Annotated in this window: 18 protein-coding genes and 2 pseudogenes; 7 read left to right on the forward strand and 13 right to left on the reverse strand. The window is 59.4% G+C overall.

Features of this window, described 5'->3' with window-relative positions; genetic code table 11:
• Positions 1 to 11: 11 nt before the first annotated feature.
• From B5E41_RS18265 to B5E41_RS18280, 4 genes are all read left to right on the forward strand, one after another.
• Positions 12 to 830 carry a class I SAM-dependent methyltransferase gene (locus tag B5E41_RS18265; protein ID WP_088395535.1) on the forward strand — a complete coding sequence of 273 codons (819 nt, stop codon included), beginning with the start codon at positions 12 to 14 and terminating at the stop codon, positions 828 to 830.
• Between the two features lie 102 nt (positions 831 to 932).
• Positions 933 to 1,619, forward strand: a complete 687-nt coding sequence (locus B5E41_RS18270; protein WP_088395536.1) for a glutathione S-transferase family protein — start codon at positions 933 to 935, stop codon at positions 1,617 to 1,619.
• Positions 1,616 to 1,957 (forward strand): ArsR/SmtB family transcription factor, encoded by a 342-nt coding sequence (locus B5E41_RS18275; protein WP_088395537.1) that lies wholly within the window; start codon positions 1,616 to 1,618, stop codon positions 1,955 to 1,957. The genes B5E41_RS18270 and B5E41_RS18275 overlap by 4 nt, the downstream gene beginning before the upstream one ends.
• Positions 1,954 to 2,430: an SRPBCC family protein gene (locus B5E41_RS18280; RefSeq protein WP_088395538.1), complete on the forward strand. Its 477-nt coding sequence runs from the start codon at positions 1,954 to 1,956 to the stop codon at positions 2,428 to 2,430. The genes B5E41_RS18275 and B5E41_RS18280 overlap by 4 nt, the downstream gene beginning before the upstream one ends.
• A gap of 17 nt (positions 2,431 to 2,447) precedes the next feature.
• Here the strand turns inward: B5E41_RS18280 and B5E41_RS18285 are convergent, their stop codons facing one another.
• The 7 genes and pseudogenes from B5E41_RS18285 to B5E41_RS18315 form a co-directional block, all read right to left on the reverse strand.
• Complete coding sequence (locus tag B5E41_RS18285; RefSeq protein WP_088395539.1) at positions 2,448 to 2,903, reverse strand: DUF1801 domain-containing protein; 456 nt, start codon at positions 2,901 to 2,903, stop codon at positions 2,448 to 2,450.
• Positions 2,904 to 2,938: 35 nt separating this feature from the next.
• Positions 2,939 to 3,409 carry a DUF1801 domain-containing protein gene (locus B5E41_RS18290; RefSeq protein ID WP_088395540.1) on the reverse strand — a complete coding sequence of 157 codons (471 nt, stop codon included), beginning with the start codon at positions 3,407 to 3,409 and terminating at the stop codon, positions 2,939 to 2,941.
• Positions 3,410 to 3,419: 10 nt separating this feature from the next.
• Positions 3,420 to 3,641 carry a hypothetical protein gene (locus B5E41_RS18295; RefSeq protein ID WP_011425686.1) on the reverse strand — a complete coding sequence of 74 codons (222 nt, stop codon included), beginning with the start codon at positions 3,639 to 3,641 and terminating at the stop codon, positions 3,420 to 3,422.
• 48 nt (positions 3,642 to 3,689) lie between these two features.
• Positions 3,690 to 4,100 carry an SRPBCC family protein gene (locus tag B5E41_RS18300; RefSeq protein WP_088395541.1) on the reverse strand — a complete coding sequence of 137 codons (411 nt, stop codon included), beginning with the start codon at positions 4,098 to 4,100 and terminating at the stop codon, positions 3,690 to 3,692.
• Complete coding sequence (locus B5E41_RS18305) at positions 4,097 to 4,420, reverse strand: ArsR/SmtB family transcription factor (protein WP_011425688.1); 324 nt, start codon at positions 4,418 to 4,420, stop codon at positions 4,097 to 4,099. The genes B5E41_RS18300 and B5E41_RS18305 overlap by 4 nt, the downstream gene beginning before the upstream one ends.
• Before the next feature lie 264 nt (positions 4,421 to 4,684).
• A pseudogene (locus tag B5E41_RS18310) lies at positions 4,685 to 4,875 on the reverse strand (alkanesulfonate monooxygenase); the annotation flags it as partial.
• The gene (locus B5E41_RS18315) at positions 4,866 to 5,258 is read right to left on the reverse strand and encodes a hypothetical protein (RefSeq protein WP_088395542.1); all 393 of its coding nucleotides are present in this window, start codon (positions 5,256 to 5,258) and stop codon (positions 4,866 to 4,868) included. The gene B5E41_RS18315 and the pseudogene B5E41_RS18310, both read right to left, overlap by 10 nt.
• 161 nt (positions 5,259 to 5,419) lie before the next feature.
• Here B5E41_RS18315 and B5E41_RS18320 point away from each other — a divergent pair, with 161 nt between their 5' ends.
• The 3 genes from B5E41_RS18320 to B5E41_RS18335 all read left to right on the forward strand — a co-directional run bounded on the left by B5E41_RS18320 (position 5,420) and on the right by B5E41_RS18335 (position 8,590).
• Positions 5,420 to 6,289 carry an NAD(P)-dependent oxidoreductase gene (locus tag B5E41_RS18320; protein ID WP_088395543.1) on the forward strand — a complete coding sequence of 290 codons (870 nt, stop codon included), beginning with the start codon at positions 5,420 to 5,422 and terminating at the stop codon, positions 6,287 to 6,289.
• Positions 6,286 to 6,969, forward strand: a complete 684-nt coding sequence (locus B5E41_RS18325) for a DNA alkylation repair protein (RefSeq protein ID WP_088395544.1) — start codon at positions 6,286 to 6,288, stop codon at positions 6,967 to 6,969. Before B5E41_RS18320 ends, B5E41_RS18325 begins: the two co-directional genes overlap by 4 nt.
• Before the next feature lie 1,183 nt (positions 6,970 to 8,152).
• Positions 8,153 to 8,590 carry a CBS domain-containing protein gene (locus B5E41_RS18335; RefSeq protein ID WP_011425692.1) on the forward strand — a complete coding sequence of 146 codons (438 nt, stop codon included), beginning with the start codon at positions 8,153 to 8,155 and terminating at the stop codon, positions 8,588 to 8,590.
• A gap of 176 nt (positions 8,591 to 8,766) precedes the next feature.
• On the opposite strand, the gene B5E41_RS18340 is transcribed toward B5E41_RS18335, so the two are convergent.
• From B5E41_RS18340 to B5E41_RS18370, 6 genes and pseudogenes are all read right to left on the reverse strand, one after another.
• Positions 8,767 to 8,982 (reverse strand): hypothetical protein, encoded by a 216-nt coding sequence (locus B5E41_RS18340; RefSeq protein ID WP_088395545.1) that lies wholly within the window; start codon positions 8,980 to 8,982, stop codon positions 8,767 to 8,769.
• A gap of 206 nt (positions 8,983 to 9,188) precedes the next feature.
• A pseudogene (locus tag B5E41_RS18345) lies at positions 9,189 to 10,084 on the reverse strand (LysR substrate-binding domain-containing protein).
• A 399-nt stretch (positions 10,085 to 10,483) separates the two neighbouring features.
• Positions 10,484 to 11,509, reverse strand: coding sequence for a porin (locus tag B5E41_RS18350; RefSeq protein ID WP_088395546.1), 1,026 nt, complete (start codon positions 11,507 to 11,509; stop codon positions 10,484 to 10,486).
• A gap of 724 nt (positions 11,510 to 12,233) precedes the next feature.
• Positions 12,234 to 12,722: an Lrp/AsnC family transcriptional regulator gene (locus B5E41_RS18360; protein ID WP_004678404.1), complete on the reverse strand. Its 489-nt coding sequence runs from the start codon at positions 12,720 to 12,722 to the stop codon at positions 12,234 to 12,236.
• Positions 12,723 to 12,791: 69 nt separating this feature from the next.
• Positions 12,792 to 13,424, reverse strand: coding sequence for a uracil-DNA glycosylase family protein (locus B5E41_RS18365; RefSeq protein WP_088395547.1), 633 nt, complete (start codon positions 13,422 to 13,424; stop codon positions 12,792 to 12,794).
• 4 nt (positions 13,425 to 13,428) lie between these two features.
• The gene (locus tag B5E41_RS18370; protein WP_088395548.1) at positions 13,429 to 13,986 is read right to left on the reverse strand and encodes a thermonuclease family protein; all 558 of its coding nucleotides are present in this window, start codon (positions 13,984 to 13,986) and stop codon (positions 13,429 to 13,431) included.
• Positions 13,987 to 14,011: the final 25 nt, after the last annotated feature.

Here is a 14,011-nt window from a genome sequence, read left to right on the forward strand (position 1 = left end):
CATGAACCGCGATGGCAAAGAAGATCGACGAAGAAGCCCTTGCCGAGGCCTATAACCGCGCACTGGCGCTGGAGAAATCAGGTGATGTCGATGGGGCCGTGGCGGCCTATGAGGACGTATTGGCGATCGACCCCGAGGACCACGGCGGAGCCGCCGTGCGCATCGCCGCGATGGGCCGCGGCGAAATTCCGGTCAAGGCGCCCGACGCCTACGTCGAGACCCTGTTTGATCAGCATGCCGAGATCTTCGAGGACGTGCTCGTCGAGCAACTCGGCTATCACGTGCCGATGCTGGTGCGCCAGCGCCTGCAGGCATTGAAGCTAGGGCCATTCAAGCGGCTGCTCGATCTCGGCTGCGGCACCGGTCTCACCGGCGGCGCGCTGCGCGACCTGTGCGAGGACATGACCGGCATCGACATATCGGAGAAGATGGTCGAGATCGCCCACGAAAAAGATCTTTACGAGACGCTCTTCGTCGCCGAGGTCGAGGATTTCCTCGACGACAATGACGAGGATGCCTTCGACCTCATCACCGCCACAGACGTGCTGCCCTATCTCGGCGCGCTCGAACCGCTCTTCTTCGGCGCCGCCGAAAACCTGACGCCGGGCGGTCTGTTCATCTTCTCCTCCGAAACCTTGCCCGAGGAGACGCTTGCCGGCCGCGCCTATATGGTCGGGCCGCATCAGCGCTTTGCCCATGCCTATGCCTATGTCAGGGAACGTCTGACAGCGACTGGTTTCGAACTCGTCGAGGTATCGGAGATCAACGTCCGCATGGAAGACGGTCAGCCGACACCGGGTCACCTGGTGATCGCGCGGCATATCGGTTGAGAGAATAGTTTCACAATTGGCGAACTATTTGTTGCGCATTCTGTTTCGACCTGATACTTAGTCGTTCGGTAAAGTTTTCTACCGGATAAGAAAGGTCGCCGCATGTCGCTCGTGTTCTATGGGCATCCGCTCGCCTCCTTCTGCCACAAGGTGCTGATCGCGCTTTATGAAAACGCGACGCCCTTCGAAAATCGCCTCATCGATCTGTCCGACGAGGCTTCGCGTGCCGATCTCTTCCGCTTCTGGCCGATGGGCAAGATGCCGCTGCTGAGGGACGAGGCGCGCGACAGCACCATTCCCGAAACGACGATCATCATCGAATATCTCGACCATCACTACCCCGGCCCCGTGCGCCTGCTGCCGCTGGAGATCGATCGGGCGCTGCAGGTCCGCCTCTGGGACCGCTTCTTCGACCATTATGTCCAGGTGCCGATGCAGACGCTCGTCAGCCATCGCCGGCGTCCCGAGGGCACGGCAGACGAAATAGAGATGGCCGCCTGCAAAGCGACGCTCACCACAGCCTATGCGATGATCGAAAAGCAGCTGGGTGAAAGCCCTTGGATAACGGGCGACGCCTTTACTATGGCCGATTGCGCCGCAGGCCCCGCCCTCTTCTATGCCGAGACGCTGGTCCCGTTCTCACAGGAGCAGCCGAAACTTGGCGCCTATTACGATCGTCTGCTGGCGCGCCCTTCCTTCGCCAGGGCGCTGGAAGAGGCCCGCCCTTATTTCAAGTTCTATCCCTATCAGGACAGGCTGCCCGCCCGTTATCGGGATGCGGCGGAATGATCGAAAGCCAGGCGGATCTCGACCGCATGTTTCACGCCCTTTCCGATCGCAGTCGCCGCGGCATGATCGACCGCCTCGGCCGCGGCCCCGCTTCGGTCACCGAACTGGCCGCACCGCTCGCCGTCGCCCTGCCGACGGTGATGAAACATCTGCAGGTGCTGGAGGAGAGCGGCCTCGTGCTATCCGAAAAATCCGGCCGGGTGCGAACCTACCGCCTGCAGCAGGATGCGCTTGCCGCTGTCGAGCGCTGGGTGGAACAGCGAAAGACCCGCTGGACCGCTGCCTTCGACAGACTGGATCAATTTCTCGCCGATGAACCGGAGATCCTCCCCGAATGACGATACGCTCTGCCGAACATACCACCTTCGTCATCGAGCGCCGCCTGACGGCGCCCGTCGCCCGGGTCTTCCGCGCCTGGTCGACCCCGGAGTCCAAGCGGCAATGGTTTGCCTGCCACGGCGAATGGGTGCCGCTGGAATATGCGCTCGATTTCAGGCCGGGCGGTACAGAGAGGAACTATACCGCCGACACCGATGGGCTTCTGCACGCCTATGACGCCCGCTACATCGATATCGTGCCGGATACCCGCATCATCTATGCCTATGAGATGAAGCTCGGGCAAATCCGCATCTCAGCCTCGCTCGTCACCGTCGCCTTCGACGTCGAACCCAGCGGCACCAGAATGGTCTTCACCGAGCAAGTGGTTTTCCTCGACGGCTACGCCGACAACGGAGCCCGCCTTCAGGGCACCGAGGTCGGCCTCGACAATCTCGAACTCTTTCTCGAACGCGAGACGAGCCCGATTCACTAACGCGGCCCGATGACGTGTCACACGCTGCTTGATTTCTTCCGCGAACCGGCCGTCCGCACCGACGTATTCAGCGCGGCCGCGGCTCGAATGAGCGCCTTCAACGCCTCCCCATCGATCTCGTCGCCTTCATGAAAGTCGATGGCACGCCGGGTGTTGCCGTCGAGGCTGGAGTTGAAAAGGCTGTTCGGATCCTCAAGCGACGCTCCTTTGGCGAAGGTAAGCTTGACCACGTTCTTATAGGTCTCACCGGTGCAGATGATGCCGGCGCGCTCCCACACCGGAACCCCTCGCCACTTCCATTCCTCGACCACTTCGGGTTCGGCCTGCTTGATGAGCGCGCGGACCCGCGCGAGCATGTCGCCGCGCCAATCCTTGAGCTCCTCAATCCTCGCATCGATCAATTGAGAGGGAGAGGCTTGCCCGCTTCCTTCTTCGGAATCGGTCCTCTTCGTGGTTGCCGTCATCTTCTTCATAGTTATCGTTCTCCCGTCGCCGCGCATCAAAAATCTCACATCCGTTCGCCGGGCAACCGGCTCGCCTGCTCCACCCAGGAGGCGATCTGCGCCTCGTCGAAGGGATCGTCTTGGCGGATGTCGAGGTAGCGCACCTCTTTCTGCTTAGACTCGCCTGGCGGCAGGGGATGCAGCGACACCCCCTTGAAGAAAGCCACCTTGACATAGCTGGCGTAGCAATGGATTCCGAGGAACCAACCCTGCCCTTCCACGCCGTAAAAGGGCGAGTTCCATTTGACCGCCTTGCAGACGCCCGGCACGGTTCTGGAGATCAGCGCATCGAGGCGACGCCCGATCTCACTTTTCCAGTCCGGCATGGCGGCGATGTAGGCTTGCACGGGCGCATCGCCATAACCCTTGGGAATTTGCGGGTTGCCGCCCGACAGAAGCTTCGGTGTCGCCCCCGCCGGTTTGGCGGCGGTGTTTTTCGTGACCTTCTCCGCGCCTTTCGACGTTCTGCCCGCCATAGATTTCCTCCTATCCGCCGATGCCTCCGACGCCGCGCCGTTTCGTGGCATAGGGCAGCACAAACAAGATGAGACCGGTAACGAGAAGCAGGCCGAGCGGCAGCAATCCCAAGAGCCCAATCCAGACCGCCGACTTCTCCTGCACCATGACGATGATATTGACGATTACGGCCAGCGTAAAGGCAATGGACAGCCAACGGTGGACCTGCCGAAACCAGTTGTTCCAGTTCAATGAAGCCTCCTCGAAGTGAGCCCGACGGGCCGCCCGCTCGCCGACGGATCAGTCAACCCGCGCCAACACCTGTTCCAGTCTGTCGAAGAACTGCGGCCACCCGCTCCTGGCGCCGCCATAGGCCTGCCGCTGATCCGCCCGGAAACCTGACTGCTCCATGCGAAGATGCGTACCCGCGCCCGTCGGCGTGAGGGTCCAGGTCACGACGGTTTCGAGGCCATAGGCGCCCCAGCTGTAAGCGAGGGTCTTGTGGGACTCGACTTCCAGAACGCGGCAGTCGACCGCGCCCCAATCGGCGTTGAAGTTGAAACGATGGTCGACGACCGCCTTGAAGTCGCCTTTCATCAACCACTCCTGGATCAGGTGCGGCTGGGTCAGCGCCCGCCAGATCTTTTCCGCCGGAAAAGGCATCTCCCGCTCGATGACGACGGAACGTGTTTCGGTCGATATATCTGTCATTGATCCATCCTCTTCAACAAATCTTCGAGGGCATTGAAGCGGCTTTGCCAGAAGCCGGCCATCTCACTCGTCCAGTCGACGAGCGGCGCAAGCGCGCCGAGCTGCGCGCTATAATGCGTCTGCCGCCCCTCATGACGGTCGCGCACCAGGCCGGCTTGCTTCAGCAGCCCGAGATGTTTCGAAACGACCGGCTGCGAGACCCCGGCCTGCGCCGTCAACGCCCCTACCGTCTTCTCCCCCTCTCGGCACAGCCGCTCGAAAAGCGCGCGCCGGGTGGGATCCGCAAGCGTCCTGAAGAGGACGTCCTGAACGTTCGACATTGAAGAAACCCATACCTATCCAGCTATGAATAAACCTATAGCCATCGAGGTATACGTATGTCAAGCCAGACGGCGGCAAACTGATTGGGAAAACCGATAGCCCACTCGCCAGCGATACAACTATCGAAAAGACACGACACATTTATAATAGCCCGTTGGCTATGCATAATTGCGACCCGCCAGTCTCAGGGGCAATCAGAAAAACGCCGGAAGCCGCAGACGGCTTCCGGCGATACATGCTCTGCATCTTGTTTGCACTCAGGAGTCGCGGCGGCCGCCGTGAAGAGCGGCCATGCGCTTCTGTCCGACCGAATCGGATTGGTGGACGAAGCATTCCTGCGCCTCGCGGATCGTATCGTCTCGAGATGGCGGATCAGCCGCTCGGCCGCCTCCCAGGCTTCTTCGTCGATTTCCCGCACAATGAAATGCAGGCGGATGCCGAAAGTCACCTCCTCTCGCCTGCCTCGCTATTCTCTCGGTATTCGGCGGCCAATCGCTCGCGAATGAAGGCGGGACCGCCGGCAAGACGTTTCGCAAGCGAGCTCGCCGGATCCACCATGCGCCAAAATGGCGTCACCACCGAAACCGGTTCGCCCTTCTCCATCGCGCCGAAGGATAGTTCGGCGATCGCACGCAAATGCCGCTGCACTGTCACCGGGCAGCAGGCATCCGCTCCGTATTGGGCAGCGAGACGGCGGCGCAGGTCGCCGGTCTCGGTGAGAACACCTTCAGGCGCCAACCGAATCTGCTCTTCGATCATCTGCCGCGACGGAATAAGCATCGCCTGCGTGCCGCTGCGGCCTTTGCGGCGCGGCTCGATCGTTGGAATTTCGTTCATGTCACCCCCGGAAACATTGTCCTCGTTCCCATCTAGGGCTCGGCCGAATGGCGACGAGCCTCATATGCGCCAACCGGAAGGAAGTCCGTCTTCACGGCTTTTCTGCTTGCGCCGTTTCGGTTAATCCTCAAGGCCTCTCACTCAGGATAAGGATAGGACATATGGCAAAAGTCGCGTTCATCGGTCTCGGCGTCATGGGCTTCCCCATGGCCGGTCATTTGAAGACGAAGGGCGGCCACGATGTCACCGTCTACAATCGCACGGCCGAGAAAGCCGCTGCCTGGGCCGAGAAATTCTCCGGCAAATCCGCCCCCACCCCTGCCGAGGCTGCGGCCGGCGCCGATTTCGTCTTCGTCTGCGTCGGCAATGACGACGATCTCCGCTCGGTGATCTCAGGCGAGAACGGCGCTCTGCACGGCATGAAGCCGGGTTCGGTGCTGATCGATAATACCACCGCCAGCGCCGAGGTCGCCCGCGAGCTTTATGCCGCGGCAAAGGAAAAAGGTGTGGATTTCATCGACGCTCCGGTCTCCGGCGGCCAGGCTGGCGCCGAAAACGGAGTGCTGACTGTCATGTGCGGCGGCGATGAGACCGTCTTCGAAAGAGCCCGGCCGGTGATCGACGCCTATGCGCGCATGGTTGGCCTCATGGGGCCGGCCGGTTCCGGACAGCTTACCAAGATGGTCAACCAGATCTGCATCGCTGGTCTTGTCCAGGGGCTTTCCGAAGCACTGCATTTTGGCAAGCGCGCCGGATTGGATATCGAAAAGGTCATCGAGGTGATTTCCAAGGGTGCAGCGGGCTCCTGGCAGATGGAAAACCGCCACAAGACCATGAATGCCGGCAAATATGATTTCGGCTTCGCAGTCGACTGGATGCGCAAAGATCTTGGCATCGTGCTCGCCGAAGCCCGCAGCAACGGCGCCAAGCTGCCGGTCACCGCCCTCGTCGACCAGTTCTATGGTGATGTTCAGGCAATGGGCGGCAATCGCTGGGACACGTCGTCGCTGCTCGCCCGGCTTGAGAAATGATCGGTCCCTCGTCCGATCCGGCTGAACTGATCGCGCATCTCAAAACGCTGCGCTCGGAGGAGAATGCTGCCGGAATGGCGCGATTCGGCATCGTCACCGACCGCGCCCTAGGAATTTCCAATCCTGACATCAGGACGGTCGCCAGATTGGTGAAGAGGAATCACCTCAGAGCAATGCAGCTCTGGCGAAGCAATATCCGCGAGGCTCGGCTGCTCGCTCTCTATACCGCCGAGCCGAAGCGGCTGACGCCGGAAGAAGCAAGAAACTGGGCTCATGATTTCGACTCCTGGGAAATCGTCGACTGCGCCGCCGATCTCTTCGTCGAGGCGCGCCTGGACGAGCTCATTCCGGAGTTCGCTGCCGACGAGCGCGAATTTGTCCGTCGCGCCGCTTTTGCCATGATCGCCGGCGCCGCCGTCCATCGAAAGGGCGATACCGATACGGCCATCCTCTCCTGGCTGCCGCTGATCGAGGAGCATTCCGGCGATTCCCGAAACTTCGTTCGCAAGGCGGTCAATTGGGCATTGCGCAGCATCGGCAAGCGCAATCGCACCTGCCATGGGCCGGCGCTCGGGCTGGCGAAGCTTTTAGCCGAAAGTCGGGATAAAACCGCGCGCTGGATCGGCAGGGACGCGGTCAGGGAGCTGAGCGGCGAAAAGCTTATGGCGCGGCTAAAATAGCGCGATGCAGCCGTTCATCTTGAGGCAGTCGCGCATGTAGGGCCAGCTTCGTGATGTTCGTAGTATCCGCGATGAGCTCGAGTGTCTGCACTGCATAAAAGACGGTCGCGAACTTCGCGCTTGCGCCTTGACGAACGTTGGCAAGTACTGCAGAGCATCTTCCCGGCGCAGCCCTGACGCGCAACCTTAGAGCTCGTACGTCGTAACAATTTCGCGGAGAGCCTGGCCTCGAAAAGCTGGAGGAAGTCGCCCACATAGTCGGGCACTAGGCTTGAGCCGGTGCCTAAAATGGAACCTATCGCTGCGCGCGAGGTTGGTAAGCAGGAGGATTCAGCTATGGCCAAATGCGACCAGTGCGGGAACGATTATGACAGGGCCTTCCAAGTAAATTTGGGGAATGAAATCTACACATTCGATAGCTTCGAATGCGCTATTCAGAAACTTGCTCCCGCCTGCCCGCATTGCGGCGTTCGAATCATCGGGCATGGCGTCGAATAGGGCGATATCATTTATTGTTGTGCGCATTGCGCCGAGCAGGAGGGAGCCGACGCTCTTACCGATCGCGCGCCTTGAGTCCGGCTTCGGTCTCTGACTTATTCCGGCGGCCTATTCGGGAGCCCTTTGTCGTTTGGGTTCGGCGCCGGCGTCTCTCTTGTATCTCGTGGCGGATGTTGGCGATTGTCGGGGTCTGCGGGCGCCACCTGGTCGTCGGAACGGTGGATAGGCTTCTCTTTCGGGTCGATCCGCTTGGCGGGGGCAGCAGCTTTTCTAGGCATAGCCAATTCCTCTGGCTTCACCGACAAGAACCCACTCCCACACTGAAGGTTCCGAATCCAGAAGCGCTGCTTGGATCGGAATCGATGTCACCAACCTCCGCAGCGCCGAGAACATGCTCAAAGAATTCATCGAGCAGATGGCCAGTCGCAAGGCTGCGTTTAGTGCGACATCAACACCGGCATCGAAATGTTATTCAGCAGATCACGCGTCGCACCGCCGAACATAAGCGAGGAGAAAGAAGAGATAGACTCCCACACAATTTTCGCGGTTCGCGTCGAGTCGATTTCGACGACGGCACTCCGGCATGCAATCAGACGACCGGGTCTTGACAGGAACGTTTCCGAATGGTGCGCGTTCACTCTTTTTGTCCCGTGCGAGAGGCGCGGACGGTCCCAGGGAGGTTATCATGAAAGTCAGCAATTGCATGACCACAGACGTGCAGATCACCGATCCGGAGCACACATTGCGAGATGTCGCTTCAATGATGGGACGTCTCGATGCCGGCGTTCTCCCGGTGGGCGAGAATGACCGGCTGGTCGGCATGATCACCGATCGCGACATCGCCATTCGTGGCGTGGCAGAGGGCAAAGGCCCCGACGCAAAAGTCCGCGACGTTATGAGTACCGATGTCAAATACTGCTTCGATGACGAAGATGTCGAAGACGTCCTTCACAACATGGGGGATCTTCAAGTGCGGCGCTTGCCGGTGCTGAACCGAAGCAAGCGGCTGGTCGGCATCATCTCGCTTGGTGATCTCGCCATGAAGGGCGAGACCATGGAAACAGGCAAGGCACTAAGCGGCATTTCGCAACGCGGCGGTGCACATTCACAGACGGCTCACTGACGGTCCGCGTCGCGCCACACTGTCCACGGGTTCGGCGGTATCGGCTCATTCAAGTCTCAACTCTCGCTCCATTGCCTTTGGCGCGAGAGTTCTGCAATTGGCACATCAGGACGCTTTACGCAGCTCCGTTGTTATGGATCGAGCGCTAATTGGAACGAGCTTGGTTTGCTTCTGTTTTACCGAGACCTTGGCACCTCAGCCGAGGCTGAACTACTATTCGGCTCCTGTTGTTGAATCACCGGTGGTGGCGCGTCGCTGCCGCGATCAAATGGTTTGATCGCCAGGATACCGAGTATTGAAGCAATCATTGCTCCGATAATGACGATCATCAGCATTCGCATCATCAGGGACTCCACCCAAGATTCAACATTGGTCGAGGCGGATCGTTCCATTGATTGTCCGTGCCGCAGTAACCGCCAGCTTCGGTGCCAGTTGCTCGACTTGAACGATGACAGGCCGCCGCTCGAGCTTTTTCCCGCCTAACTAGGACATGGTCGTCTAAGGGCGCTACCCCATGCCCGGCTGAAGTCCCAGGATTAGATCGACGGCCAGATCTTCGGTAAAGCATCTCTGTAGGGCCGAGGCTTTCGCCTGGCCGTCAATGATGCCTGGACTTTTCGACGAGGAAGTCGATCAGCACTCTCACGGCCGGCGGCATGCCCTTGGCGGTCGTGAAGACGATATAAAAACTGGCTTCCTCCGACTGCCATTGCGGCAGCACCCGCACGAGCCTCCCGGCCTGCAGATCCGCCTCGCACGCGCTTTCGAGCAGAAGCCCGAAGCCGAGGCCGGCCCGGGCTGCATCGAGAATGGCGGTCATGCTGCGGCAGGTCAGCCTCGGCTGATGCCGGATTACCCGTTTTTCGTCATTCGGACCGATGAGTTCCCAGCTATGGAACGACACCCACGGGGTCATCGCCAGCGTCGGAAGATCGGCCAGCTCGTCGACGCAATCTAAACCGCCGATACGTTCGATAAGCGACGGACTTGCGACCAGGATTCGCCGCGCCCGGTCGAGCTTACGCATCTTCAGGCTCGTCTGTGTCTCCGGCTCGTTGGTCGCCCTCACCTCAAGATCGATCCGTTCGTTGATGAGGTCGGCACGCCGGTCGGAGCCGATAATCTACAACTTGATCTTAGGGTAGCGTTCGAGGAATTCAGGCAGAATACCCCCGACGGAGATGTCGACAAGACCGAGCGGGCAGGCCATCCGGACTACGCCCTGCGGATCGGACTGGGCCTCGGTGACGATCGATTTGGCGCGATCGGCCTCCTGCAGAATGGTCTGGCATTTTTCGTAAAAGCCTGGCCGATCTCTGTCACCCGAAAGTGACGGGTCGACCGCTCTATCAGCCGTGCGCCAAGCCCGTCCTCGAGCCGGCTGACCCGCCTGCTCAATTTTGAGCGCGGTATTTTCAGATTGCGACTCGCAGAAGCAAAACCGCCGCTAGAGACGACGGCTGCAAAATAATAATAGTCGTTGAGATCGTCCATGCGAACAAGCTATCCGAGAGTAGGAATGAATGCCGCCCCGAAAAGGTTGTATGCTCTCTCCAGCAAAGCTGTAATCACATTGTCGGCATTGGATCTTCTTTCCGCGACCCGTCGCGGCAAAGCCAGCCAATATCCAACGGTCAATCCAAAACTCTCTTGAGAAAAGAATGGCCTTGATCAAGGCCTGCAGGATGCCGACGTGCGATACACAACATGCCGGTTCGGCTTACCTGGATGGCGCTCCGAAAATACAGCCACAACAGCGCGTGTCAAAAACACTGCAAGGACGGTCCGGCAGGGAAGACCGGACCCGTCCCCGTAGCTGATCGGAGGTCACTCGGATCAGAAACTTATTTGAAGCGCCCCCGGCCCGAAAACCGGGGACACTCACTAAGTGGATTAGAACGAACGCTGCAGGCGGAAGTAGCCCGACGTCTTGTCGTCGCCATTGTCCGGATCGTAGTACTGAACCGAAGCCTTGGCGTAGAAGTTGTCGACGATCTGGTAATCGACCGTCAGACCAACCTTCCAAGCGTCGTCGTCGCTGAAGTCGTCGCCAGCCTCGTAGATGTCGCCGTAGTACTGGACGCCGGGAGTGATCTTGAGCTTGTCGGTTGCCTTGATTGCGTATTCGGCAGCGACAGCCCATTCGGCTGCGGAGTAGTAGGAGTTCGGGCCGGAAGAATATACGGCTGCGAGGCCGAGCGTACCGGGACCGATGTCAACCGTACCCATTGCACGAACAGCACCGTCTTCGTTGTCGAAGTCCCAGCCGCCGGTGACCTGGTAGCTGAAGGCACCAGCCTTGCCGCCAACGCCGAAGGCAACGCCTACGTTGTTCGGGCCTTCGCCGGTCTTGTAGAAGCCGTCTTCCAGTTCGTCGACGCTGAGACCAGCGTAGAAGTCGCCGCTTTCGTACTGATAGCGGATGGAGTTGTGCAGCGTTACGATAGAGCCGATGTCGTCGGTTTCACCCGAGAGACCATCGTCCCACCAGCTGTAGAACAGACCAGCGCGGAAGCCCGCGATGTCGAGGTAAGCGGAGTCGAGGATGGCATCCTGGTCGGTGGCATTGTCAGCATTGAACTGCATGACGATGACGCCGGTCAGCGGACCATACTCGGTGTCGCTCTTGGCGGTGAACTGAACCTGGCCGCGAGTAACAGCATCCCAGTCGGAGTCGTTAGCACGCGTCAGCGAATTGCCAACCCGATCGCCAACGTTGACCTGGAAACGGATGTAGCCTTCGATCTTGAGGCAGGTTTCGGTGCCGGGGATGTAGAAGTAGCCGGTGCCGTAAGCGTCGCAGACGCGAACATATTCAACCGGTTCCGGCTCAGCAGCAACAATAGCGTCAGCTGCAAGAACCGGCGTCGATGCAGCAAATGCTGCTGCTGATGCGAGCAAAACCATTCTGATGTTCATTTACCAATCCATTCCTTTGTCGATCGGGGCTGGCGTCTCATCGGGTAGTCAATTTGAAGCCGGCCCAGTTTGAACAGCCATCTCGGCGTGCGGATCGATCGAACCGCCAAACCGTCATCCCATACCGGGCATTACCAAGCAATTCTCGATATACGCGGGAGGGGTCCGATCGAGGCACTTTCCTCGAAAGCGTGATTTTTATACAACAACTTCAATTGGTTAAGCAAAAAAATGCACAAACGGCCCAGCGACGGAACCCCTCCATCGCAGGCCGCGAACGCTATATTCTTTCATTAAAATCCCCCACCGCCCGATCTTCGTCGGACATAGTGGTGAAGCTCATAAAACTCTACCGCCGGCCAATGAACACAAACAAGGCGACGGCTTAGAACATGGTATCCTGAATTCGATACCAATGCGTCAAAATGATGACATACTGCCCAATGGTTGTACGCACTGTAGGCCCTTAATTGTTATCAGGCTATGTATTTTTTCAGGATTTCGCCGCGTTTCAAGCGCTTTTCCGCTATTTTTGAGTCTTTTCTGCAGTCAGAACCATTTCCCGGCCCTGCTTGCTGCCTCATTGCGGACATTCTCACGGATGAAGAGAATGCCGCTCGAAGTCCATTTCTTGAGAAGGATACCCCCCTGCGGTAGCAGACCATGCTTCGATATTTGATCATCAACCGCCATTCCAGGGCGGCCGCAGATCGCACGCTCGGATTCAGTCTTCGTTGGACTTTGCGTTCTCGAGAATCATGTAGTCCAGCGGCAGCTGCGTCGAATACTTAATCTGCTCCATCGCAAAGGCGGAGGAGACGTCGCGAATCTCGATCTTTGCGATCATCCGCTTATAAAAGGCGTCATAGGCGGCGATATCGGGCACGACGACTCGCAGGAGATAATCGACATCACCGCTCATCCGGTAGAATTCGACCACTTCGGGGAATTCGGCGACCACCTCGGAAAAGCGGCGCAGCCACTCGATCGAATGGGTGGCCGTGCGAATCGATACGAAAACCGTGACTTTGGTGTTAACCTTCTCCGGATCGAGGATGGCGACCCGACGCTTGATGACGCCATCTTCCTCCATTTTCTGAATGCGCCGCCAGCATGGCGTCGTCGAAAGCCCCACCTTCTTGGCGAGGTCGGCAACGGCAAGGGTCGAATCTTCTTGCAGCAGACGCAGTATTTTTCGGTCGAGGCGGTCCATGCGCACGTCAGTCCTTTCGAATTATTTTCTTTGTATAACCCGATTCCGCGCGAGCAAAAGAATTTTGTTTCAGGAAAGCAGTGTTTTCACCCGCTCCTGCAACACAGGAAGCAATTCTTGCTCGAACCAGGAATTGCGTTTCAGCCAGCCGCTGTTGCGCCAGCTCGGATGCGGCAGCGGCAGCACCGTCGGCGACCGGCCGGACAGCAGGCTGTCACGCCAAGCCCGCACCGTCTCGGTCATACTGCCTCGCCTCTCGTCAGCCATATGCCAGGCCTGCGCATACTGGCCGATGACCAGCACCAGCTCGATCTGCGGCATTGCCGCGATCACCCTTTGCCGCCAGACCGGAGCGCATTCACGGCGCGGCGGCAGGTCCGCGCCCTTGTCGTCGTAGCCAGGAAAGCAGAAGCCCATCGGCACGATGGCGAATCGGTTGCGGTCGTAAAAGCTTGTTCTGTCAACGCCGAGCCATGACCGCAGCCGGTCGCCCGATGCATCGTCGAACGGCAGACCGCTCTCATGCACCCGAAGGCCGGGTGCCTGCCCAGCGATCAGGATACGAGCGCTCGACGAAATCACCGCCACCGGCCGCGGTTCGTGCGGCAGCCGGTCCTGAGGTCCGCTTGCCGGAGCGTCGCGACAGATGCGACAGCCGGCAATTTCCCGCCGCAGAGTTTCCAGCTTGGCTTCATCGGTCATCACCTTACTCCCATCCGACGATCCGCCTGACGAAGCGCAGCGCGTCGCCGTAACCGGATTCGTGACGGGCACGGTCGCGCACATCGCGCGGCCGCTCGAAAGTCCCGGCCCACAGCCCGGCTTTCGCCCCTCTCGCCTCGGCCTCCTCCTTGCCGTAGCCACCATAGGAGACGGCCATACCTCGGCGCACCATGCCGGCATTGATGTCGCCGCCCGTCGCGCTACGACAGACGACAAGCAGCCTGTCGTAGCGGTCGCGCCGGCCGCCTTGGCAAAGCGTTCCCGATGCCAGCACCATCTCCTGCAGCGCCTCCCGCGCCACGCGCCCGCAAGCCCAGGCCTTCCCCGCCCGTTCACAGCTCTGATTAAACTCGGGCGCGTCAATGCCTTCGAGGCGGAAGCGCTCCCCGCCCAATGTCAGACTGTCGCCATCGGCAGCATGAAAGGCGCCGACACGCTGGATTGTTGCTCGATCGTTGATCTTGGCGGCAATCAGCGCCAGCAGCACCAGCAGGGCAAAAGCGGTCACGCCGTCGCGAATCAGGCGCAGGCCCCGTGTCACGCTTTCGCCTCCTTAAAAAACAAAT

It is taken from the genome of Rhizobium esperanzae (assembly GCF_002204185.1).
GTDB lineage: Bacteria > Pseudomonadota > Alphaproteobacteria > Rhizobiales > Rhizobiaceae > Rhizobium > Rhizobium esperanzae.